This window comes from Micromonospora sp. NPDC049089 (assembly GCF_040648775.1).
Lineage (GTDB): Bacteria > Actinomycetota > Actinomycetes > Mycobacteriales > Micromonosporaceae > Micromonospora.
The window spans coordinates 1-23,426 of sequence record NZ_JBEZEH010000107.1; the positions used below are offsets into that span (position 1 = coordinate 1).

Below are 23,426 nucleotides of genomic sequence, written 5' to 3' on the forward strand. Positions count from 1 at the left end.
CGACCCTCCCCGCCGGGGGGGCTGTGGTTCCCCGGGGGGGGTGGGGGCTCAACCCCCCCCCCCCCCACAACGCGAGGCGTCAGGAAGATTCGCGGGCGGCCGGGCCGCTGCCGAAGAGCACGTCGTCCCAGCTCGGCAGCCTCTTGCGTGGCTTGCCGTTGGCGTCGGTGGACTCGCCGCCGGTGGCCGCCGCAGCGCCGGTGCGGCGGGGCCGCAGCACCGCCAGCGACGGCACGGCCGGCACCTCCTTGGGCGCGTCCGAATCGTCGTCGAAGGCCGAGCCCTGGCCACCGCCGAGCAGCGCGGCGGCACCCCCACCGACCGGCCGCTGCCGGGGCGCGTCCGACCCGGCCAGGGCAGCCGGGGTACGCGGTTCCAGCCCGCGACCCGACGAACCGCCGAGCGGACGGTCCAGGGAGGCGAGCAGGGCGTCACGGCCGGCCCGGATCGGATCACGGCCAGGGCGCGGGTGCTCGGACGCCGCCGGCAGACCGTGCCCGCCACGACTCGGCTCGCCGCGCGACGGACCCGGCAGGCCGTGCCCGCCGCGCTCCGGTGCCGGCTCCTGGCCGAGGATCGGCGTGGGCCGCTCGGCGCACAGGTACTGCGCCATGTCGTCGTGCGGCGTGACCACCTGTCGGGCCTTGTCCATGTCCCAGATGGCCTGCGCGGTGGCCTTGCCCGACGGCCAGGTGGCGATGATCCGCCAGGTGCCGTCGTCGCGCCGGTACGCGTCCCAGGAGATCTTCTCGGTGTCGATGCCGTGCTGGCTCAGCCGGCCGTTGACCACCTCGGCGAGCGGGGTGGGCTTCTCCGCGCCCTTGAGTCGGGTGCGCCGGGCGTGCTGGGCGAGCATCGCCCGCTCCTGCAACACCGGGCCGGCGTAGCGCAGCACGCGGTCGACCGGCACCCCGGCGATCCGGGCGACGTCCTCCGCGGACTCACCGGAGCGGATGCGGGCCTGGATGTCCCGGGGGGACAGTGAGGGAATCGGGTCGACGGTGCTCGGTGCCACCGCGAGCGGCGGGGCACCCGGCTCGGGGTGCATCACACCGGCGATGCGTTCGTCGATGGGCAGGGCCAGGAGGCGCCCAACCTCGTCGGCGAGCACCAGTGCCTGGCCGTCCTCGGAGAGGGCGACGAAGCGTACTGGGCGCATAACGTTGCCTCCGTCCCGCTTCGCTGGCCGCACACCACGAGTCGGCCACCCAGGCGTCTCGGACCACCGTACGCGCATCTGTCTCGGGGTGGGGGAACCGACACCCCGCATGTCGTGACTGAGCTGCGGCGATGATCACGGTCGGTGTCCGTGGAGGCTCCAACGGACACCGACCGTGACGAACGTCAGAGTCGCTCGACCACGTAGTCGATGGACGCGGTGAGCGCCTCGACATCGGCCGGCTCGACGGCCGGGAACAGCGCCACCCGCAGCTGGTTGCGACCGAGCTTGCGGTAGGGCTCCGTGTCCACGATGCCGTTGGCGCGCAGCGCCTTGGCGATCGCCGTGGCATCCACCCCGTCGGCGAAGTCGATGGTGGCGACCACGTTGGAGCGCAGCGCCGGGTCGGTGACGAACGGGGTGGCCACGCTGGACTGCTCGGCCCAGCCGTAGACCGCTGCGGCGCTCTCGGCGGTGCGCTTCGCCGCCCAGGACAGGCCGCCCTGCGCGTTCATCCAGTCGGTCTGCTCGGCGGCCAGGAAGATCGTGGCCAGCGCCGGGGTGTTGTAGGTCTGCTCCAGCCGCGAGTTGTCGATAGCGGTGACCAGGTCGAGGAAGGCGGGGATGTAGCGCCCGGACGCCTTGATCTCGGCGGCCCGGTCCAGTGCGGCCGGGGACATCAGAGCCAGCCACAGACCGCCGTCGGAGCCGAAGCACTTCTGCGGGGCGAAGTAGTAGACGTCGGTCTCACCGACGTTGACCTCCAGGCCACCCGCGCCGGAGGTCGCGTCGACAAGCAGCAGCGCGCCCTCGTCGGCACCGGCCACCCGGCTGATCGGGACGGCCACACCGGTCGAGGTCTCGTTCTGCGGCGTCGCGTACGCGTCCACGCCGGACTCGGCGACCAGGGTCGGCGCGCTGCCCGCGTCGGACTTGCGGACGGTCGGCTCACCCAGGAACGGGGCGTCCTTGACCGACTTGGCGAACTTGGCGCCGAACTCGCCGAAGCTGGCGAACTGGGCCCGGTCGCGAATCAGGCCGAAGGTGGCGACCTCCCAGAACGCGGTGGTGCCGCCGTTGCCGATGACCACCTCGTAGCCCTGGGGCAGCGAGAAGAACTCGGCGATGCCGGAGCGCAGACGGGCAACCTGGTCACGCACCGTCTTCTGCCGGTGCGAGGTGCCGAGGTAGGTGGTCGCGACCTCGGCGAGGGCGGACACCGCCTCCGGGCGGACCTTGGACGGGCCGCAGCCGAAGCGTCCATCGGCGGGCTTGATCTCATCGGGAATCCGGATGATCGGTGCGTCAGCCACGGTCTTGAAGATCCTTCCGCAAGGGCGAGGGCGGGCCCGGCGACACTGCCGGCCCTCATCCTCGCACTCGGACCGAATGGCGATGGGCGGGGTCCCGGCGCTCGGTCTGAGTCCTTCGCCACAGTTGGCTCCGGTAACCGACGACAACGACCACTCTTCGACGCTCGGCGTGGACAAGGGGGCCTTCCTCGACGTCCGGCGTCGAGGAAGGCCCCTTGTCGACCAGCTCAGACGCCGTGCGGGATTGCTGCCCAGCCCTCGACGTCGGACGGCTTGCGGGTCTCCGGGCCCATGTAGCGGGCGGATGGGCGGACCAGCCGCTGCAGGCGCTTCTGCTCCAGGATGTGCGCGCTCCAGCCGCCCATCCGCGCGCAGGTGAACATCGAGGTGAACATGTGCGCCGGCACCTCGGCGAAGTCCAGCACCACGGCCGACCAGAACTCGACGTTGGTGGCCAGCACCCGGTCCGGGCGGCGGGCCTGGAGCTCGGCGAGGGCCGCCTTCTCCAGCGCCTCGGCGATCTCGAAGCGCGGCGCGCCCAGTTCCTTGGCCGTACGCCGGAGCACTCGGGCGCGCGGGTCCTCGGCACGGTAGACGCGGTGGCCGAAGCCCATCAACCGCTCACCGCGGTCGAGGACGCCCTTGACGTAGCCCTCCGCGTCGCCGCTGCGCTCCACCGCCTCCAGCATGCTGAGCACCCGCGACGGGGCGCCGCCGTGCAACGGGCCGGAGAGGGCGCCGATGCCCGACGAGATGCAGGCAGCCGCGTCCGCACCGGTGGAGGCGACGATGCGAGCGGTGAAGGTGGACGCGTTGAGGCCGTGCTCGGCGGCCGAGATGAAGTACGCGTCGACTGCCTTGACGTGCCGCGGGTCCGGCTCGCCGCGCCAGCGCTTCATGAACCGCTCGACGATGGTCTGCGCCTTGTCGATCTCCTTCTGCGGCACCGCCGGCAGGCCGAGGCCGCGGGCGGACTGGGCGACGAAGGAGAGCGCGGTCACCGAGACCCGGGCGAGATCCTCACGGGCCTGCTCGTCGGAGATGTCCAGCAGTTGGTTGAGACCCCAGTACGGGGCCAGCATGGCGACCGCGGACTGCACGTCGACGCGGATGTCACCGGAGTGCACCGGCACCGGGAACGGCTCCGCCGGCGGCAGGCCCGGCCCGAACCGGCCGTCGACGAGCAGCGCCCACACGTTGCCGAACGACACCTGGCCGATCAGATCCTCGATGTCCACTCCGCGATAGCGCAGCGCACCGCCCTCGCGGTCAGGTTCGGCGATCTCGGTCTCGAAGGCGACGACGCCCTCCAGCCCGGGTTTGAAATCGGCCATGTCGCTCTCCTGGATCTGGTCGGTGCGCCCGATCGCTCATCCGGCCCGGATCGGCCGAGCGCCTTAGGCGACCCTCAGGGATGTGTTCGCAACATACTGCCTGCTGAGTAAGGGATACGCGACCCGCTGCGACTGTGCTGCACGCGACATCCCCGGACGCGCATTCTCCGTCCGGCTCGGTGAGACTGGGCAGGGCGGGCTGGTCAGCGCGGGAGGGTGCTGGTGGGGCCCCCGAGAAGGAGTGGGACGTGACGGGCGACACACCCGCCCCGGCCGCGATGCGTAACGAGTACGCCGCGGACCTGGGCCTGACCGAGGCTGACCTGGCCGCCGACTGGCACACCCAGTTCGACAGCTGGTTCGCCGACGCGGTGGCCTTCGGGCTACCCGAACCGAACGCCATGGTGGTGGGCACCGCCGACTCGGCCGGCCGGCCGAGCGGGCGGACGGTGCTGCTGAAGGGGTACGACCCGGAGGGCTTCGTCTTCTTCACCAACCACCTGTCGCGCAAGGGCGTCGAGGCGACCGCCAACCCGTACGCCAGCCTGGTCTTTCCGTGGTTTTCCATGCAGCGTCAGGTGGTGGTCGCCGGACGGGTCACGCCGGTCGACCGCGCCACGAGCGAGGCGTACTTCGCCAGCCGACCGCGCGGCTCCCAACTGGGTGCCTGGGCCAGCCCGCAGTCGCAGGTGGTGTCGGATCGGGCGGCGTTGGAGCAGCGGTACCAGGAGGCGGTCGAGCGGTTCGCCGACCAGGCCGAGATCCCGACCCCGTCGCACTGGGGAGGGCTGCGGGTCCAACCCGAGTCGGTGGAGTTCTGGCAGGGCCGGGCCGGCCGGTTGCACGACCGGCTTCGCTTCCGTCGCCTCGACGAGGGTGGCTGGATCGTCGAGCGGTTGGCGCCGTGACGGGTGTGCGGGAGACCCGGCCGCGCGCAGCGCGCCGCTGGGCGATCGACGTGCGTCCGCTGCGGGTTCCGGCGTACCGCCGGCTCTGGCTCGGCAACACGGTGGCGATGTTCGGCTTCCAGTTCACCGCCGTCGCGGTGCCGGTGGAGATGTACGCCCTGACCCGGGACTCGTTCTGGGTGGGCCTGCTGGGCGTGGCTGCCTTCGTACCGTTGCTGGTCTTCGGGCTCTGGGGCGGCGCGGTCGCCGACGCCCGTGACCGGCGTGCGGTGCTGCTCGGCGGCTCATTGTTGCTCTGGGCATCCACTCTCGGGTTGCTGCTCCAGGCGGTGCTGGACGTGGGCAGCCCGGTGCTGCTGCTGGCGTTGATGGCGTTGCAGTCGGTGGCCTTCGCGATCAGCTCGCCGGCCCGTAGCGCCATGCTGCCCCGGCTGGTGCCGGAGGACCTGGTGGCGTCCGCGACCACCCTGAACTACACGACCTTCACCGCCGCCTCGGTCGCCGGCCCGCTCGCCGCCGGTCTGATCCTCTCCGCCTCGCCGGACACCACTGTGGTCCTGCCGATCGCCTACGGGCTGGACGCGGTGCTGTTCACCGCGATGCTCTGGGCGGCGCTGCGGCTGCCCTCGCTCCCGCCCGAGCCCAGCGCCGACGGCCAGGTTCGGCGTGCCGGTCTGGCCAGCGTCGTCGACGGGTTCCGCTACCTGGCCACCACCCCGGTCCTGCTGCTGTCCTTCGCGGTGGACCTGATCGCGATGATCCTCGCCATGCCACGGGCCCTCTTTCCGGAGATCGCGCACGAGCGATTTGGTGGCGGTGGCTCGGTCGGTCTGCTCTACAGCGCCATCGCGATCGGCTCGATGATCGGTGGGTTGACCTCCGGCTGGATCGGCCGGCTCCGCCGGCAGGGGCTCGGCCTGGTGCTCGCGGTGGTCGGCTGGGGCCTGGCGATCGCCGCCGCCGGATTGGCCCACCAGCTCTGGCTGATGGTCGTGCTGCTCGCCGTGGCCGGCGCCGCCGACCTGATCAGCGCGGTGCTGCGTCAGTCGATGCTGCTGGTCTACGCACCGGACCGGATGCGCGGCCGACTCCAGGGCGTGAACACGGTGGTGGTGGCGGGTGGCCCACGCCTGGGTGATCTGCGCGCCGGCACCATGGCCGCCGGGTTCGGTGGAGGGGTGGCCTGGGTGGCCGGTGGGCTCGCCTCCGCGGTGCTCGTGGTGGTGCTCGCTGTCGCGTTCCCGGCGCTGCTGCGCTACCGGGCGGCGACGGCGTCGAGCGACAACCGGACCTGACCGGTTAGTGTCGCCGGCATGGAAAGCCCCGATCCGCGCCCGTTCTCCGGCGCCCAGTGGACCATCTCCGCCGCCGGCCACGAGGCCGTCATCGTGGAGGTCGGCGGTGGGCTCCGGACGTACCGGCGCGACGGTGTCGACCTGCTCGACGGGTACCGGACCGACGAGGTCTGCCCCGGTTGCACCGGGCAGGTGCTGGCACCGTGGCCGAACCGGATCCGCGATGGTCGCTACTCGTTCGACGGGCGGACGCACCAGCTTTCGCTGACCGAGCCGGAGCGGCACGTGGCCATCCACGGGCTGGTCAACTGGGTGCCGTGGCAGTTGCTGGAGCAGTCGGCCGACGCCGTGACGGTCGGATACGACCTGCCGCCGCAGCCCGGCTACCCGTGGCCGCTGCGGCTGCGCAGCCGGTGGAGCGTCGACGCGGACGGGCTGCGCGCCGAGCACGAGGTGACGAACATCGGCGGGGAGCTCGCCCCGTTCGGCTTCTCCGTGCACCCGTACCTGCAACTGCCGGGCGTCGCGGTGGACGACCTGGTGATGCGGCTGCCCACCCGCAGCCGCGTGCTGGTGGACGGTCGACTGCTGCCGGTGGGGGTCACCCCGGTGGCCGGCACCGAGTACGACTGGACCAGTCCCCGCCGGATCGGCGCTGCCGTGTTGGACTCCTGCTTCGGCGAGGTGATCTCCGACGCCGACGGCGGTTCGTCGGTGAGTCTCGCCGCGCCGGACGGTTCGGCCGGGGTGAGCATCTGGGCGGACGCCGAGTTCGGCTGGTGGCAGGTGTTCACCGGGGACGCCCTCACCGGCGAGCGGCACCGCCGTTCGGTGGCAATCGAGCCGATGACCTGCCCACCGGACGCGTTCCGGTCGGGCAAGGACCTGCTCACCCTCAAGTCCGGCGCGACCTGGCGAGGTGCCTGGGGCATCCGCCCCGGCGCCTGATGGAGTTCGCCGAGGTCGTCCGCCGACGGCGGATGGTGCGCAACTACGACCCGGACCGCCCGGTCCCGCCCGACGTGGTGGACCGGTTGCTCGACCACGCGGTCCGCGCGCCGTCGGCCGGCTTCGCCCAGGGCTGGGGTTTCCTGGTGTTGGAGGAGTTGGCCGATCGGGAGCGGTTCTGGGCGGCCACCACCCCCGAGGGCGGTGGGCGGGAGCGGTGGCTCGCGGGCATGCGCCGGGCACCAGTGATCGTGGTGCCGCACGCCAACGAGTCGGCCTACCTGCGGCGGTACGCGGAGCCGGACAAGGGCTGGACGGATCAGTCCACGGACCGGTGGCCGGTGCCGTACTGGCACGTGGACGCCGGCTTCGCGGCGTTGCTGATGCTGCTCACCGCAGTGGACGAGGGGCTGGGGGCGTGCTTCTTCGGCATTCCACAGCAGCGGCTCGCCGCCTACCGGGACGCGTTCGGCGTGCCGGCGGAGTACCAACCCATCGGTGCCGTCACAATCGGTTACCGTGCGGCCGACCATCGGTCACCATCGTTGCGCCGTGGACGTCGTCCAATGGACGAGGTGGTGCGGCGCGGCCGGTGGAACTGACACGGACGTCCCGTTCGTCCGGTTCAGGATCGGACGAGCGATAGCGAAACTGACATCAGGGAGCAGAACGTAGCGTGCGCTGGGCGGCTAGGCTGGCACGGTCATCGGTGCCGCGCCGCGCGGTGCCCGCCGCGGCCCGGCTCGGCGCCGTCGGTCGGCCCGGCCACGGGGAGGGGAGCGTGCCGTCGTGATCTTCAGAGCGGTCCGGGACGGGCGTCCCTATCCGGAGCACAATCTGACGCTCAAGCAGTGGGCGGAGATCCCGCCGAGGCCACTGCGCCTGGATCAGATGATCACCACCAAGCGCGAGTTGGCGCTGGACAAACTCCTCGCCGAGGATTCGACCTTCTACGGTGACCTCTTCCCGCACGTCGTGCAGTGGAACGGCGGGCTCTACCTGGAGGACGGGCTGCACCGGGCGCTGCGCGCAGCCCTCCAGCAGCGCAACCAGATCCACGCGCGGGTGCTGGTGCTCTCCGAGCCCATCGAGTGACGAGCCCTTCTTTCCCGCGCTGAACCTTCGTTAGGGTGGCGTCCATGACCGCTGCGCTGGATCTGCTCGACCTGGACCCGTCGCTCAGCGAGGAGGAGCGGCAGATCCGCGACGTCGTCCGCCAACTCGTCGACGACCGGGTGCGACCCCACGTCGCCGACTGGTACGAGGACGGCCGGGTGCCCGCCCGGGAACTGGCCCGTGAGTTCGGCAAGCTCGGCCTGCTCGGCATGCACCTGACCGGCTACGGCTGCGCCGGCGCCTCCGCTGTCGCCTACGGCCTGGCCTGCCAGGAGCTGGAAGCCGGCGACTCCGGCCTCCGCTCCCTGGTCTCCGTGCAGGGATCGCTCGCCATGTACGCCATCTGGCGCTACGGCAGCGAGGAGCAGAAGCAACGGTGGCTGCCGTCGATGGCCACCGGTGAGGCGATCGGCTGCTTCGGCCTGACCGAGCCGGATCACGGCTCCGACCCCGCCTCGATGGCCACCCGGGCCCGCCGCGACGGCGACGACTGGGTGCTCACCGGCGGGAAGATGTGGATCACCAACGCCCCGATCGCGGACGTCGCGGTGATCTGGGCCCGCACCGACGAGGGCGTACGGGGTTTCGCCGTACCCATGGACACCCCCGGCGTCACGGCCCGCGAGATCCGCCGCAAGATGTCGCTGCGCGCGTCGGTGACCGGCGAGATCGTGCTCGACGACGTCCGGCTCCCGGCCGACGCCCAACTACCCGAGGCGGTCGGGCTCAAGGCACCGCTGAGCTGCCTCACCGAGGCCCGCTACGGCATCGTCTGGGGAGCGGTGGGCGCGGCCCGCGACTGCCTGGAAACCACACTGGCGTACGCGACCACCCGCACCCAGTTCGGTCGCCCCCTGGCCGGCTTCCAACTCACCCAGGCGAAGCTCGCCGACATGGCCGTCGAGTTGGTGAAGGGGCAACTGCTCGCGCTGCACCTGGGCCGGCTCGCCGACGCCCGGCGACTGCGGCCCGAGCAGGTCAGCGTGGGCAAGCTGAACAACGTGCGGGAGGCGCTGGCCATCGCCCGGCAGTGCCGCACCATCCTCGGCGCCAACGGTGTCTCCGGTGAGTACCCGGTGATGCGGCACGCCAACAACCTGGAGAGCGTGCTGACCTACGAGGGCACCTCCGAGATCCACCAACTGGTCATCGGTCAGCGGCTGACCGGGCTCTCCGCGTTCGCCTGACCTGCTCGTTTGTCACTTCCTGGCGCTCGCCGCGCGACTGTCGTATCGGGGCCGTACCGTCATTGACAGACGACGTGTCTGACGAGGACGGTGAGCGTGATGGCCCGCGACGCTGGCAGCAACGAGCCCACGAGAGAGTTCCCCGGTTACCCGACCGGTGACGATCTCAAGGCGCGGTCGACCGCTACAACCGGGTGGACCATGGACACGCCGGGTGGCCCCGGCGAGCCGGCCGGTCCCGGTGGACCCGCTGGCCCCGGTGGGCCTGGAGATCCCGGTGGCCCGACGAGCGGTGGCGATGGCCCCGTCGGTGGTGGTGGCGGTGGGGCGGCCCGTGGTCTGCTCCTGCTGCTCGGCGCCGCCGCGCTGGCCGTGGTCGTGCTGCTCGGCATCCAGGCGACCGGCATTCTGCCGGAGTTCCGCAACCCGTTCGCCAAGGAGCAGACCGACCGCAGTCAGCCACCGCTGCTGAAGTCGATCCAGGACCTGAGCCGCTACGTGGCTGCGGAGGGCAACTTCCAGGTCGTGGTCGACACGCAGAACGACAGGCGCAACGTTCCGGACTTCCTGCTCAACGAGCGCACCCTGTTCGTCGGGGCCGGCAGTGTCGAGGCGTACGTCGACTTCACCAAGATCGGTGAGGGTGCCGTCGTCCAGTCCGCCGACGGCAAGTCCGTCGAGATCAAGCTGCCCGCGCCGCAACTCGGTGAGACCAACCTCGACATGGAGAAGAGCTACGTCTTCGCCGAGCAGCGCGGTCTGCTCAACCGACTCGGTGACCTGGTCGGCAACGACCCCAACCGGCAGCAGCAGGTCTACAAGCTCGCCGAGGACCGGATCACCGCCGCCGCCCGGGACAGCGGGCTCTCGGCCCGAGCCGAGGAGAACACCCGCAAGATGCTGGAGGGGCTGCTCCGCTCCCTCGGCTACCAGCAGATCACTGTCACCTACATCGCCCCCTGACCTGCCCTCCGTACGCCGAAGCGCCCGCCCCGACCTCCGTCGGAGCGGGCGCTTCCGGTTCCGTGGGGTGCGGGGCTGGATCAGTGTCCGGTGGACGCGAGGTAGCGGTCCTCGTTCGGCATCAGCACCCACAGGATCAGGTAGACGATCACCTGCGTGCCGGGCAGCAGCAGCGACAGCAGGAACAGCAGCCGGACCATTCCGGCCGACATGCCGAACCGCCGCCCGAGGCCGGCGCAGACACCAGCGATCATGCGCCCCTCGCGGGGCCGAACCAGTTTGCGACTCATCGTCGTCTCCCACTCTGCGGCGGTGCGCCGCGTCTGCAATCCACGGTAGAAAGGGATGGCCACCTCGCCCTCGGTCCCGAGGAGGAGCGGCGACCCGTGGACCCGTAGGTGCTTTACCCGGGCAACCCCTCGCTGACGCCTCCCCGAGCCGCCCGCCGCAGCCGGGCGGGGCGGGCGGGGCGGGGCGGGAGACGGTGGTCGGGTGTTCACGTCCCGGACCGGGTGGCGGGTGAGCTGGGCAGGTAGGCTGGTAGATCGGCCTTCCACACCCCGGGAGGCCGGCACCCATACCCCGGACGGTCACGAGCGGGGCCGCCAGACCGGCGGTCACGACCCGGCCGGGTCCCGTACGCCGGGACGACGGCGAGGAAGCGCAGCCATGATCAGTGTTTTCGACCTCTTCAGCGTCGGTATCGGGCCGTCCAGCTCACACACGGTGGGGCCGATGCGGGCCGCGCGGACGTTCGTCGGAGGGCTGAAGGCCGACGGGCTGCTCAGCGACACGGCGCGGGTGCAGGCCGAGCTGTTCGGCTCGCTGGGTGCCACCGGGCACGGCCACGGCAGTGGTCCGGCGGTGCTGCTCGGGTTGGCCGGCGAGTCGCCGGAGACCGTCGACACGGACACCGTCGGTCCTCGTGTCGAGCGGATCCGGGCCGAGCGGCGGATCAACATCCTCGACGCGCACGAGATCGACTTCGACCCGGATCGGGATCTGACACTGCACCGCCGGCGGTCGTTGCCGTACCACCCGAACGGGATGACCTTCGCGGCGTACGACCGGGCCGGTGCCGAGCTGCGCAGCCGCACCTACTACTCGGTCGGTGGCGGGTTCGTGGTGGACGAGGCGGCTGCCGGGGCGGACCGGATCAAGCCGGACAGCACCGTGGTGCGGTACCCCTTCCTGACCGGGGCGCAACTCCTCGACGTCACCACCCGCACCGGGCTGTCGATCAGCGAGGTGATGCTCGCCAACGAGCGTTCCTGGCGCAGCGAGGCGGACATCCGGGCCGGTCTGCTGGAGATCTGGCGGGTGATGCAGGAGTGCGTGCGCAACGGCTGCGAGCGCGACGGCGTACTCCCTGGGGGGTTGAAGGTCCGGCGGCGCGCGGCGGAGCTGCGGCGTGGCCTGGAGGCCGAGGCGGAGGCCGGGTCGGCCGACCCGCTGCACGCGATGGACTGGGTGACCCTGTTCGCGCTGGCGGTCAACGAGGAGAACGCCGCTGGTGGCCGGGTGGTCACCGCGCCGACCAACGGCGCGGCCGGGATCATTCCGGCGGTGCTGCACTACTACACCCGGTTCGTGCCGGACGCCGATGACGAGGGTGTGGTGCGGTTCCTGCTGACGGCGGGCGCGATCGGTGTCCTGTTCAAGGAGAACGCCTCGATCTCGGGCGCCGAGGTGGGCTGCCAGGGTGAGGTCGGTTCGGCGTGCTCGATGGCGGCGGCGGGGCTGGCCGAGGCGCTCGGTGGCACCCCGGAGCAGGTGGAGAACGCGGCCGAGATCGGGATGGAGCACAACCTCGGGTTGACCTGTGACCCGGTGGGTGGCCTGGTGCAGATCCCCTGCATCGAGCGGAACGCGGTGGCTAGCATCAAGGCGATCACGGCCGCCCGGTTGGCGTTGCGCGGCGACGGGGTGCACAAGGTGTCGCTGGACAAGGTCATCAAGACCATGCGGGAGACCGGCGCCGACATGAAGGTCAAGTACAAGGAGACGGCGCGTGGCGGTTTGGCCGTCAACGTGATCGAGTGCTGAGTCCGGTCGATTCGGGGCAATCGTTCACCGACTGCTAACCTGTCGTCCGTTTCAGGAGGCGGGAGGCTGCGGTGACCTCTGGCGTCGCGGCGTTGTGGTCGCACCGCAACTCGCTGCGCATCCTGGTCAGGCGGGATCTCGCGGTCAAGTACCAGCAGTCGGTGCTGGGCTACTTCTGGTCGTTGATCGAGCCGCTCGGCATGGGCGCCATCTACTGGTTCGTCTTCGGGGTGCTCTACTCCCGGGACACCGGTCGGCACCTCGGTGAGGCGGCCGGGTCGTACCCGTTGTTCCTGATCACCGGCATCTTCGCCTGGATGTGGACCAGCTCCGCGCTGAGTGAGGCGACGAATGCGCTGACCGGCCAGTCCCGGCTGATCACCACGATGAACGTGCCGCGTCAGGTGTTTCCGATCGGCCGGGTCACCGGCCGGTTCGCCGAGTACGCGGCCGGCCTGCCGATCCTGATCGCCATCGCGGTGATCTACGCGGTGCACGGCCGGATCCACCCGGGTTGGTCGCTGCTCTCCCTGCCGCTGGCGGTGGCCGTCCAGGCCGTCCTGCTGACCGGGCTCGCCCTGCTGCTGTCCGCGTGGAACGTGCTGATGCGCGACGTGGAACGGCTGATGCGGCTGATCATCCGGGTGCTCTTCTACGCCACGCCGATCATCTATCCGCTCAGCCTGGTCCGGGAGTCCGGGCTGCCCGGCTGGCTGAAGGTGGTGTACGAGCTGAACCCGCTGGTCGGGATCTTCCAGCTGCACCACGCGATCTGGTACCCGGACGAGTTCCCGGACGCCCGGCTGCTCGCCACCACGATCGTCGGCAGCCTTCTGGTGCTGGCCGCCGGTTGGTGGTCGTTCCGCCGGTTGGAGCCCGCCGTGCTCAAGGAGCTCTGAGGTGGCCGCGCCGATCATCGAGGCGGACGGCCTGGGCATTCGGTTCGTCCGCAACCGTCGCCGTCAGCTCCGCCTGCGGGAGTTGTTCATCCACCGGGGCGCCCGTGGCGCGCTGCCCGGCCAGTTCTGGCCGTTGCGGGACGTGTCGTTCACAGTGCAGCCCGGCGAGACCGTCGGGGTGATCGGGCGCAACGGCACCGGCAAGAGCACGCTGCTGCGGCTGATCGCCGGGGTGCTCATCCCGGACGAGGGCGACATCCGGGTGCACGGCGCGGTGGCGCCGTTGCTGGAGTTGTCCGCCGGTTTCTCCAACGACCTGACCGGGCGGGAGAACCTGCACCTGGTCGGTGGGCTGCACGGACTGTCGACGAGCTACCTGAAGCGGCACTTCGACGAGATCGTCGAGTTCGCCGGTGAGCAGGTGGAACGTGCCATCGACACGTCGGTGCGGCACTACTCGTCGGGGATGAAGGTGCGGCTGGGCTTCGCGATCATCTCGCACCTGCCGCACCCGATCCTGCTGATGGACGAGGTGACCGCGGTCGGGGACGCGGAGTTCCGCAAGAAGTGTTACGCGACGATTGATCGTCTGCTCGGGGAGGGGCGCACGCTGGTGCTGGTGTCACACAACGAAAAGGACCTGACCCGGTTCTGTCGTCGGGGGTTGTACCTCGACGCGGGCCGGTTGACGCTCGACGGCACCATCGCCGAGGCGCTCGACGCGTACCACGCAGCGGTTCCGCGGTGACGCTCGCGATCGTGCTCGCCGCCGGAACGTCCGCGACGGGCCTCACCACTGCGACAGGTGAACCGCTGGCCGATCGGTTGGCCGCCCAGTTGCGCCTGGCCGGGGCGGACGAGGTGCGCTTCGCCGCCACCCTCGACGAGTTGTCCGACCTGGTCACCACCGCGACCGCCCCGGTGCTGATCACCGGCACCGACCTGGTCGCGCACACCGCCGTACTGCGGCACCTGGCCACCAGCCCGGTGGGCCCCACCGTGGCGCTGGTGCTCGGCGACCCGCCGGTGCCCGGTCGGACCGCTGTGCGGGAGGAGCGCGGCCAGGTGGTCGACGCCGGCGCGTTGGACGCCCTCGACGGGGCCGCCACCGGCGTGTTCGGCGGCGCGCTGCGGGTCGGCGTGGACGACCTGCCGACCCTCGCGGCCGCCGCCCGGGCGGCCGCGTCCGGGATGCTTCCCGTCGCCGCCCCGATCGGCCCGGCCGGCGACGTGGCGCCGCTGCCGGCGACCGGCGGGGTCGGGGCCGGCGGATCGGTGGCGCCCGGTGGCCCCGGGTCCGCCGTGGACCGGCTCTTCGCGGGTCTCGCGGCGCTCGGCACCCTGATCTTCGCCCAGCGGGTACGTCTGCTCGTCGCCCACCGGGTCGAGGACCCGGCCGGGCTGACCGCTGCCGAGGCGGCGGTGACCGCTGTCGACGAGGACCGGGCCGAGTTGCGGCTGTCGGTGAAGGAGAAGGACGACTTCTTCTCCACCTACTTCGTCAGCACCTGGTCGCCGTCCCTGGTCCGGCTCTCGGCCCGGCTCCGGCTCACCCCGACCGGGGTCACGGTGATCTCGGTGCTCTTCGCGCTTGGCGCGGCGGTGCTGTTCGGGATCGGTGGGCGGCCCGCGCTGGTCGGTGGCGCGGTGCTGCTCTACCTCGGCTTCGTGCTCGACTGCGTGGACGGCCAACTGGCCCGCTACACCCGGCACTTCAGCGCCTGGGGTGGCTGGCTGGACACCATGGCGGACCGGGCCAAGGAGTACCTGGTCTACGCCGGGTTGGGCTTCGGTGTGAGCCACGCCGGGCTGGGCAACGGGTGGGCGCTCGCGATCGCCGCGATGACGTTGCAGACCGTCCGCCACATGACCGACACCTGGTACGGGGTGCTGCACGACGAGGCGGCCCGCCGCCCGCGTACGGCCACGAACGCCAGCGGCGGGATCGGCGACCGGCTCAACGCCGCGTCGACCCGGGTGCAGGCGGACACCGGGTCGGTGTCGTACTGGCTGAAGCGGACGGTGGTTTTCCCGATCGGTGAGCGGTGGGCGCTGATCGCGCTGACCGTGGCGCTGTTCAACCCACTGGTCAGCCTGATCGCCGTCCTGGTCTGGGGGGTGCTGGCGTTCGCGTACACCGGGGCCCTGCGGACCCTGCGGGCCCGCTGGATGTGGGTGCCGGTGCTGGACACGGTCGACGCCACCCTGCACCGCGACGACGGCCCGTTGGCCCGCTGGCTGCCGGTGGTCCGCCCGATGGGACCACTGACCCTGGCGGTCATCGCCGCGCTCGGCCCGGCGGTGCTTCTGGTAGCGGCGCTGCTGAGCGACGCGCCGGACGAGCTGCGCTGGGCGGTGCCGGTGGCACTGCTGGTGCTGCTCATCGGTGGACTCGGGGCCGGGGCGGCGCACAACGGCCCGCTGGACTGGCTGGTGCCCGCGGCGTTGCGAGCCGCCGAGTACCTGTTCGCCATCGCGGTCGGGGTGGTCGGTGAGGCACCCGGCTGGCTGATCTTCGGGTACGTCTTCGTGCTCACCGTGCACCACTACGACCTGACCGCCCGGCTGGAGAAGCGGCAGGCGGCACCGCCCCTGCACGCAGCGACGCTGGGCTGGGAGGGGCGTTCGGTGCTGCTGGCCCTCGCGGCGATCGCCGGTATTGCGGGTATCGGACTGGCTACACTCGGTGCGTACCTTCTCGTGGTTTTCGTGGTGAGCGTCGTCCTGGCCTGGTTCGTGCGACCGGCCCGTAGCGCGCGGGCGTCGGTGGCGCCGGCGGGCGCTGGAGGTGCCGCGCCGCGCTGACGGAGGGCGGCCGGATGACTCTGATCAGCTTCGTGGTGCCGGCCTTCCGGGTGCAGGGATACCTGCGGGAGTGCCTGGACTCCATCCTCGGTCAGCCGGAGACCGACATCGAGGTGATCGCCGTCGACGACTGCTCGCCGGACGCCAGCGGCGACATCATCGACGAGTACGCGGCCCGCGACCAGCGGGTCCACTCGGTCCGGCTGCCGGAGAACGTCGGCCTCGGTCCGGCCCGGAACATCGGGCTGGACCGGGCCGTCGGCGAGTACGTGTGGTTCCTCGACGGCGACGACTGGCTGGCTCCGGAATGCCTGACCGAGGTCGCCGAACGGTTGCGGGTCACCCGCCCGGACGTCCTGCTGGTCGACCACGTCCGCACCCACTGGAACGACACCGCCACCCGCAGCGCGATGGCCGACGTATTTCCGGAGTCCCCGGGGTCGGACACCTTCCGGTTGCGGGACCGGCCGCAGGCGATGCACCTGCTGCACACCGCGTGGAACCGGCTGGTCCGGCGGGAGTTCCTCGCCGACCTGGGGTTGCGTTTCGCGCCCGGCTGGTACGAGGACGTCTCCTTCAGCTATCCGGTGCTGATGGCCGCGCACCGGATCGGCGTACTCGATCGGGTCTGCGTCAACTACCGCCAGCGCCGCGCCGGCGCGATCACCCGGACCCGGGGTGACCGGCACTTCGAGGTGTTCCCGCAGTGGCACCGGGTCTTCCACCTGATGGATTCGTGGGGGCCGGCGACGGAGGCCCTGCGGCCGGCGGTCTTCGAACGGATGATCTGGCACTACCTGACTGTGCTCGGCAACGGTCAGCGGATCGCCCCGGAGCTGCGGGAGGCGTTCTTCGCGCAGATCACCGCGGACTACGAGCGCTGGCTGCCGCCCGGCGGCTATCCGGTGCCGGACGGGGTCGAGGGGATCAAGCACAAGCTTGTCGCCTCCGGCCGGTGGCGCACCTTCAGCGCGTTGCGGGCGGCCAGCCGGGCCCGCGACGCCGCCCGTCGGCGGGCCCGCACCGCGCGGCGCACTGTCGGCCCGGTCGCCCGGCGCGGTGCCCGGCTGACCCGGGACGGGCTGCTGCGTGAGTACTACCGGGCCGAGCTGCGGCGGCCGGTCGACCCGACGCTCGCGGTGTACGCCGCGTACTGGTACCGGGGCTACTCCTGCAACCCGGCGGCCATCTACGAGGTCGCCCGCCGGTTGGCGCCGGGGGTGCGCGGGGTGTGGGTGGTGCGCCGGGACCGGGTGGAGGCCGTGCCGGCCGGAGTGGAGTACGTGGTGGCCGGCACGCCGGCGTACTACCGGGTGCTCGCCCGCGCCCGGTGGCTGGTCAACAACGTCAACTTTCCGGACTTCGTCCGCAAGCGACCGGAACAGGTGCACGTCCAGACTCACCACGGCACGCCGGTCAAGGTGATGGGGCTTGATCAGCAGCGCCACCCGATCGGCGCGGGCCGGATGGACTTCGCCGGGCTGCTGCGCCGGGTGGACCGCTGGGACTACAGCGTCAGCGCCAACAGCTTCTCCACCCAGATGTGGGACCGGGCGTACCCGGCCACGTACACCACGCTGGAGGTGGGGTACCCGCGCAACGACCGCCTGGTCACCGCGGGCCCGGACGAGGTGCGCCGACTCCGCGCGGAGTTCGGCCTCGACCCCGATGAGCAGGTCGTCCTGTACGCCCCGACGCACCGCGAGCACCTGCCCGGCTACCGGCCACCGTTCGACCCGGACCGGTTCGTCCAGGCGCTGGGTGACTCGGGCCGGTTGCTGATGCGCAGTCACTACTTTCACGACCGTGATCGACGCCCCGGCCAGCCGAGGGACTGGGAGCGGGTGCGGGACGTCAGCGGCCATCAACGGGTGGAGGATCTGTACCTGGTGGCGGATGTGCTGGTCACCGACTACTCGTCGGCCATGTTCGACTATGCGGTGTTGGACCGGCCGATCGTGCTCTACACCCCGGACTGGGAGGCGTACCGGCTGGCCCGGGGGGTCTACTTCGACGTCACCGCCGAACCGCCGGGCGCGGTGGCCTCCACTTTCGCCGATCTGCTCGATCTGTTCCGCACCGACGGGGTGCGCTCGGACGCGGCGACCAAGGCCCGCGAGCATTTCCGGGCCCGGTTCTGCACATTGGACGACGGGCGGGCGGCGGAGCGCGTGGTGCGACGGGTGTTCCTCGGGGAGCCGGACGAGCGGTCCACGCGCTGCTGATCGCGGTTTCTGTCGTGTAATAGCAGCGTCATCGATCGAACATGAGACGTTTACCCGATGTCACAAACCCATGATCCTGGTCACAGTCTTGGGGGGTTCGGCCGACGCGCGCTGGGGGGAAGACGGTGAGTACCGTCACGCTCAAGGATGTGACCAAGGTTTTCCGAGATGGCACGCTGGCCGTCGACAGCATCAACCTCGATGTGAACGACGGCGAATTCCTGGTGCTGCTCGGGCCTTCCGGGTGCGGTAAGTCGACAGTGCTGCGAATGATCGCCGGGCTGGAGGAGCCGACCACCGGTGCGGTGATGCTCGACGGGGAGTTGGCGAACGATCTCCCCCCACGCGACCGCCGGATCGCCATGGTCTTCCAGGACTTCGCCCTCTATCCGCACATGACGGTCGGCGACAACATCGCCTTCCCGCTGCGACTGGCCGGGGTCGAGCCGGAGCCGCGGGGCGAGCGGGTCAGCGACGTGGCGAGCGCGCTGGGCATCGGTGACGTGCTGGCCCGCAAGCCCGGTCAGCTCTCCGGCGGGCAGCGGCAGCGGGTGGCGATGGGCCGCGCGATCGTCCGCCGGCCCGGCCTGTTCCTGATGGACGAGCCGCTGTCCAACCTGGACAGCGGCCTGCGCGCCGAGTTGCGCGCCGAGATCTCCGGCCTGACCCGCGAGCTGGGCGTCACCACTGTCTACGTCACGCACGACCAGGCCGAGGCGCTCACCATGGCCGACCGGGTGGCGATCATGCGCCGCGGCGTGCTCCAGGACGTGGGCACGCCGACCCAGGTGTACGGCCGGCCGGCGACGCTCTACGTCGCGGCGTTCCTGGGCAGCCCACGGATGAACCTGCTGGAGGCGTCGGTCTACGTCCATCTCGACCGGTACGTCACGCTCAACCTCGGTGACCAGTCGCTCTACCTGCCCTGGAACGACATCCGCAGTCGGGCGGTGGCGCACTACCACGGTGAGCGGATCGTGGTCGGCATGCGGGCCGAGGCGCTCACCCCGGTCGCACCCGACAGCCCCGGCGACGTGCTGCGCGGGCGGATCCGCTACCTGGAGCACCATGGGCACGAGTCCCTGGCGTTCCTCGACATCGGCGCGACCGCGATCGTGGTCGACGAGATGGGTGCTCCGCTCGACCCGCCGCCGGTTGGCCAACGCGGCCTACGCCGCTTCGGCTCGGTGATGCAGCGGCTCACCGGCAAGCCGGTGGACACGCAGGAGGCTCCGGCCAGTGGCGTCCAGACCAGCGTGCTCCCCGATCCGGGCCGGCACCACCGCCGCCCGGCGGAGCTGGCGGTGCGGCTGGCGCCGTACCCGGCGGTCAGCGCCGGTCACCCGCTCGCCGTCTCGGTACGGATGGACGCGCTGCACTTCTTCGACGAGCGTGGCGACCGGATCGACGTGGGTTGGCGCTGACGACGTCTGACCGTGCCCTGGCGGCGAAATCGCTGGTTGCCGGCCTGGTTACCGGTTAGTAACGTCAGGCCATGACTATCGACTCCCGCCAGGTGGCGGCCGGCATGCTGGAAGCGGTGCCGTTCGCTCGCACGCTCGGTATCGAGTTCGTCGAGGTGGCACCCGAGGCCGAGGGCGGCGTGCGGGCAGTCGTCCGGCTGCCCGACTCGGCGGCCACCCACAACCACATCGGCGGGCCGCACGCCGGTGCCATGTTCACCCTCGGCGAGACGGCCTCCGGCGCGGTCGTGCTGGCTGCCTTCGGGCAACTGCTCGACCGGGCCGTGCCACTGGCCGTCCGGGCCGAGATCGCCTACCGGAAACTCGCCATGGGGCCGGTGCTGGCCACCGCGCGACTCGGCCGGCCGGCGGCCGAGGTGACCGAGGAGTTGGCCGCCGGGCGACGACCGGAATTCCCCGTCGAGGTCCAGCTCACCACCGAGGACGGCAAACCGACCTCGGAGATGACAGTGATCTGGACGCTGCGACCGAACTGAAACGCCTCAGGGCGGCCGAAATGGGTTTGCGTGCCCAGCAGGGTGGATAGATTCGTACCGTGCTGGGCCTACCTGCTCACGTGACCGCCTGTCTCTTCGACCTGGACGGTGTGCTGACGCAGACCGCCCGCGTACACAACGCCGCCTGGACGCAGACGTTCGACGAGTTCCTCCGTCAGCGCGCAGCGACCTCCGGCGAACCGTTCCAACCGTTCGACCCGGGCCCGGACTACAACCGCTACGTCGACGGCCGCCCCCGGGCCGACGGCGTGCGGTCGTTCCTCGCCTCCCGAGGGATCGTGCTGCCCGAGGGCAGCCCGGACGACCCGCCGGAGGCGGAGACCGTCAACGGCCTGGGCAACCGCAAGAACGTCCTGCTGCTGCACCGTCTGCGTACCGCGGGCGTCGAGGTCTACCCGGGCTCGGTGCGGTACCTGAAGGCGGCGGCCGCTGCCGGCCTCCGCCGAGCCGTGGTCACCGCCAGCGCGAACGGGGGCGAGGTGGTCGCCGCCGCCGGGCTGGAGCCGCTGCTGGAGGCCCGGGTGGATGGGATCGTCGCGCGCACGCAGGGGCTGCGCGGCAAACCACAGCCCGACTCGTTCCTCGCCGGAGCCAGGCTGCTCGGCGTCGACCCCACGCAGGCCGCCGTCTTCGAGGACGCGCTCTCCGGGGTGGCCGCCGGCCGCGCCGGTGGCTTTGGCTACGTGGTCGGCGTCGACCGGGTCGGGCAGGCCGACGAGCTGCTGACCCACGGGGCCGACATCGTGGTGACCGACCTCGCCGACCTGCTCGACGCCGCGAACCCCCCGGCGCCGAACCGCACCGCCACCGACCCGCTCGCCGCCGAACGAGGCTCCGGATGATTCGGGAGCGCGCCTACCCGGTCGAGCCGTGGCACGTCCGGGAGACCCGGCTGGACATGGACGTGCTGGCCCAGTCCGAGTCGGTCTTCGCGCTCTCCAACGGGCACGTCGGCCTGCGGGGCAACCTCGACGAGGGCGAACCGCACGGCCTGCCCGGTACCTACCTCAACTCGTTCTACGAGCTGCGTCCGCTCCCGTACGCGGAGGCGGGCTACGGCTTCCCCGAGTCCGGGCAGACCATCGTCAACGTCACCAACGGCAAACTGATCCGGCTGCTGGTCGACGACGAACCGCTCGACGTGCGTTACGGCGAGCTGATCGCCCACGAGCGGATCCTCGACCTGCGGGCCGGCACGCTGCACCGGGAGCTGCACTGGCGCTCGCCCGCCGGCCGGGAGGTCAAGGTCCGCAGCACCCGTCTCGTCTCGTTCACCCAGCGGTCCGTGGCCGCCATCAGCTACGAGGTGGAGGCCGTCGACGGCCCGCTGCGGCTGATCGTGCAGTCCGAGTTGGTGGCGAACGAATCGCTGCCCGCGCAGAGCAAGGACCCCCGGGTCGCGGCGGTGCTGGAGTCGCCTCTCCAGGCCGAGGAGGAGCTGACCACCCCCGACGGCGGCCAGCTGATCCACCGCACGAAGGTCTCCGGTCTACGGGTCGCCGCCGCCATGGAGCACGAGGTGCACGGCCCGGACCACACCACCATCGAGTCCGAGGGTTACCAGGACTGGGTGCGGACCACGATCGCCTGCGTGCTCCAGCCCGGCGAGAAGCTGCGGGTGATCAAGTATCTGACGTACAGCTGGTCGAGTCGCCGGTCCCTGCCGGCGTTGCGCGACCAGGTCGGCGCGGCACTGGCCGGCGCCCGACTCGACGGATGGGACGGGCTGCACCGGGAACAGCGCAACTACCTCGACGCGTTCTGGGACGCCTCCGACGTGCTGGTCGAGGGCGACCCGGAGGTGCAGCAGGCGGTCCGGTTCGGGCTCTTCCACGTGTTGCAGGCCGGCGCGCGGGCCGAGCAGCGGCCGATCTCGGCGAAGGGGTTGACCGGCCCCGGTTACGACGGTCACGCCTTCTGGGACACCGAGATGTTCGTCCTTCCGGTGCTCACGTACACCCAGCCGAGCGCGGTGCGCAGCGCGTTGCAGTGGCGACACACCACGCTGGATTCGGCGCGGGAACGCGCCGAGACGCTCAACCTCAAGGGCGCCGCCTTCCCCTGGCGCACCATCGGCGGCCCGGAATCATCCGGGTACTGGCCGGCCGGAACGGCAGCCTTCCACATCGCCGCCGACATCGCCGACGCCGTGCGCCGCTACGTGATGGTCACCGGGGACACCCAGCTGGAACGGGAGATCGGGCTGGAGCTGCTGGTGGAGACCGCCCGGCTGTGGCGCTCGATCGGCCACCACGACCGGCACGGGCAGTTCCACATCGATGGTGTCACCGGCCCGGACGAGTACACCGCAGTGAAGAACGACAACGTCTACACCAACCTGATGGCGCAGCGGAATTTGCTCGCCGCCGCCGAAGTGGTCATGCGCCACCGGGACGAGGCGTTCCACCTCGGGGTCACCGACGAGGAGGCCGCGAGCTGGCGGGACGCCGCCACCTCGATGCACGTCCCGTACGACGATGAACTCGAGGTCCACCAGCAGGTCGAGGGCTTCACCCGACTCCAGGAATGGGACTTCACGCACACACCGGCGGAGAAGTACCCGTTGCTGCTGCACTACCCGTACTTCGAGCTGTACCGCAAGCAGGTGGTGAAGCAGGCAGACCTGGTCCTCGCCATGCACTGGCGGGGAGACGCCTTCACACCCGAGGAGAAGGTGCGCAACTTCCTCTACTACGAGCGCCGCACCGTACGCGACTCGTCGTTGTCGGCGTGCACCCAGTCGGTGCTCGCCGCCGAGGTGGGCCACCCCGAACTCGCGCACACCTACCTGCGTGAGGCCGCGTTGATGGACCTGCACGACCTCAACGAGAACACCCGCGACGGCGTTCACATGGCGTCGTTGGCCGGCGCGTGGCTTGCCCTGGTCAGCGGGTTCGGCGGTCTACGCGACCACGACGGCGAGCTGTCCTTCGCCCCCCGGCTCTCCAGCCGACTCAGCCGGTTGGAGTTCTCGCTCCAGTGGCGGGGGCTGTCGCTGCGGGTGGATGTCCGGCCGCACCAGACGACGTACTCGCTGCGACACGGCGGCCCGGACGACGTGGTGGAGCTGCGCCACCACGACCAGGTGCTGCGGGTGACCTGCGACGAGCCGGTGACGGTACCGGTGCCGCCGGCCGAGCCGTCCGGCCCGCCGCCCGAGCAGCCACCGGGCCGGTCCCCGCTGCTGCGGTTGCCCGAACGCGAACAGTGACGGGCGGGGGGGGGGGGCGCCCGCCCCGCTCGGTAG

At 71.2% G+C, this 23,426-nt stretch carries 20 protein-coding genes; 16 read left to right on the forward strand and 4 right to left on the reverse strand.

The annotated features are described in order from the left end of the window. Positions 1–79: 79 nt before the first annotated feature. The 3 genes from sepH to AB0B48_RS19200 all read right to left on the reverse strand — a co-directional run bounded on the left by sepH (position 80) and on the right by AB0B48_RS19200 (position 3,806). Positions 80–1,159: a septation protein SepH gene (gene sepH, locus AB0B48_RS19190; protein ID WP_357203179.1), complete on the reverse strand. Its 1,080-nt coding sequence runs from the start codon at positions 1,157–1,159 to the stop codon at positions 80–82. Positions 1,160–1,344: 185 nt separating this feature from the next. After that, on the reverse strand, positions 1,345–2,472 hold the full coding sequence (gene serC, locus AB0B48_RS19195; RefSeq protein WP_357203182.1) for a phosphoserine transaminase: 1,128 nt from the start codon (positions 2,470–2,472) through the stop codon (positions 1,345–1,347). A gap of 227 nt (positions 2,473–2,699) precedes the next feature. Further along, positions 2,700–3,806: a citrate synthase 2 gene (locus AB0B48_RS19200; protein ID WP_091395245.1), complete on the reverse strand. Its 1,107-nt coding sequence runs from the start codon at positions 3,804–3,806 to the stop codon at positions 2,700–2,702. Between the two features lie 278 nt (positions 3,807–4,084). On the opposite strand from AB0B48_RS19200, the gene pdxH reads away from it, so the two are divergent. From pdxH to AB0B48_RS19235, 7 genes are all read left to right on the forward strand, one after another. Then, the gene (gene pdxH / locus AB0B48_RS19205; protein WP_357203216.1) at positions 4,085–4,714 is read left to right on the forward strand and encodes a pyridoxamine 5'-phosphate oxidase; all 630 of its coding nucleotides are present in this window, start codon (positions 4,085–4,087) and stop codon (positions 4,712–4,714) included. Then, positions 4,711–6,009, forward strand: a complete 1,299-nt coding sequence (locus AB0B48_RS19210; RefSeq protein WP_357203185.1) for an MFS transporter — start codon at positions 4,711–4,713, stop codon at positions 6,007–6,009. Before pdxH ends, AB0B48_RS19210 begins: the two co-directional genes overlap by 4 nt. Before the next feature lie 18 nt (positions 6,010–6,027). Further along, on the forward strand, positions 6,028–6,957 hold the full coding sequence (locus AB0B48_RS19215) for an aldose 1-epimerase family protein (protein ID WP_357203188.1): 930 nt from the start codon (positions 6,028–6,030) through the stop codon (positions 6,955–6,957). Further along, positions 6,957–7,559 carry a nitroreductase family protein gene (locus AB0B48_RS19220; protein WP_357203191.1) on the forward strand — a complete coding sequence of 201 codons (603 nt, stop codon included), beginning with the start codon at positions 6,957–6,959 and terminating at the stop codon, positions 7,557–7,559. Before AB0B48_RS19215 ends, AB0B48_RS19220 begins: the two co-directional genes overlap by 1 nt. 187 nt (positions 7,560–7,746) lie before the next feature. Next, positions 7,747–8,052, forward strand: a complete 306-nt coding sequence (locus AB0B48_RS19225; RefSeq protein ID WP_030329612.1) for a type II toxin-antitoxin system VapB family antitoxin — start codon at positions 7,747–7,749, stop codon at positions 8,050–8,052. Between the two features lie 44 nt (positions 8,053–8,096). Further along, positions 8,097–9,260, forward strand: coding sequence for an acyl-CoA dehydrogenase family protein (locus AB0B48_RS19230; RefSeq protein WP_357203194.1), 1,164 nt, complete (start codon positions 8,097–8,099; stop codon positions 9,258–9,260). A gap of 99 nt (positions 9,261–9,359) precedes the next feature. Then, positions 9,360–10,223, forward strand: coding sequence for a DUF4230 domain-containing protein (locus AB0B48_RS19235; protein ID WP_355004975.1), 864 nt, complete (start codon positions 9,360–9,362; stop codon positions 10,221–10,223). Positions 10,224–10,303: 80 nt separating this feature from the next. Here AB0B48_RS19235 and AB0B48_RS19240 read toward each other — a convergent pair whose 3' ends face one another. After that, positions 10,304–10,513: a PspC domain-containing protein gene (locus tag AB0B48_RS19240; RefSeq protein WP_030486383.1), complete on the reverse strand. Its 210-nt coding sequence runs from the start codon at positions 10,511–10,513 to the stop codon at positions 10,304–10,306. Between the two features lie 379 nt (positions 10,514–10,892). Here AB0B48_RS19240 and AB0B48_RS19245 point away from each other — a divergent pair, with 379 nt between their 5' ends. The 9 genes from AB0B48_RS19245 to AB0B48_RS19285 all read left to right on the forward strand — a co-directional run bounded on the left by AB0B48_RS19245 (position 10,893) and on the right by AB0B48_RS19285 (position 23,390). Then, positions 10,893–12,269 (forward strand): L-serine ammonia-lyase, encoded by a 1,377-nt coding sequence (locus tag AB0B48_RS19245; RefSeq protein ID WP_357203197.1) that lies wholly within the window; start codon positions 10,893–10,895, stop codon positions 12,267–12,269. A 71-nt stretch (positions 12,270–12,340) separates the two neighbouring features. After that, the gene (locus AB0B48_RS19250; protein WP_112581809.1) at positions 12,341–13,168 is read left to right on the forward strand and encodes an ABC transporter permease; all 828 of its coding nucleotides are present in this window, start codon (positions 12,341–12,343) and stop codon (positions 13,166–13,168) included. Position 13,169: 1 nt separating this feature from the next. Beyond that, positions 13,170–13,916, forward strand: a complete 747-nt coding sequence (locus tag AB0B48_RS19255; RefSeq protein ID WP_334507643.1) for an ABC transporter ATP-binding protein — start codon at positions 13,170–13,172, stop codon at positions 13,914–13,916. Positions 13,917–13,927: 11 nt separating this feature from the next. Continuing rightward, positions 13,928–15,973 (forward strand): DUF5941 domain-containing protein, encoded by a 2,046-nt coding sequence (locus AB0B48_RS19260; protein ID WP_357203219.1) that lies wholly within the window; start codon positions 13,928–13,930, stop codon positions 15,971–15,973. A gap of 14 nt (positions 15,974–15,987) precedes the next feature. After that, a complete protein-coding gene (locus tag AB0B48_RS19265; protein WP_357203202.1) occupies positions 15,988–18,198 on the forward strand; it encodes a bifunctional glycosyltransferase family 2 protein/CDP-glycerol:glycerophosphate glycerophosphotransferase in 2,211 nt (736 codons plus the stop codon). 125 nt (positions 18,199–18,323) lie between these two features. Beyond that, complete coding sequence (locus AB0B48_RS19270) at positions 18,324–19,622, forward strand: ABC transporter ATP-binding protein (RefSeq protein WP_357203205.1); 1,299 nt, start codon at positions 18,324–18,326, stop codon at positions 19,620–19,622. A gap of 71 nt (positions 19,623–19,693) precedes the next feature. Beyond that, positions 19,694–20,158: a DUF4442 domain-containing protein gene (locus AB0B48_RS19275; RefSeq protein WP_357203208.1), complete on the forward strand. Its 465-nt coding sequence runs from the start codon at positions 19,694–19,696 to the stop codon at positions 20,156–20,158. A gap of 59 nt (positions 20,159–20,217) precedes the next feature. Then, positions 20,218–21,021, forward strand: coding sequence for a beta-phosphoglucomutase family hydrolase (locus AB0B48_RS19280; RefSeq protein WP_357203211.1), 804 nt, complete (start codon positions 20,218–20,220; stop codon positions 21,019–21,021). Next, a complete protein-coding gene (locus AB0B48_RS19285; protein WP_357203213.1) occupies positions 21,018–23,390 on the forward strand; it encodes a glycoside hydrolase family 65 protein in 2,373 nt (790 codons plus the stop codon). The genes AB0B48_RS19280 and AB0B48_RS19285 overlap by 4 nt, the downstream gene beginning before the upstream one ends. The last annotated feature ends 36 nt before the right edge of the window (positions 23,391–23,426 follow it).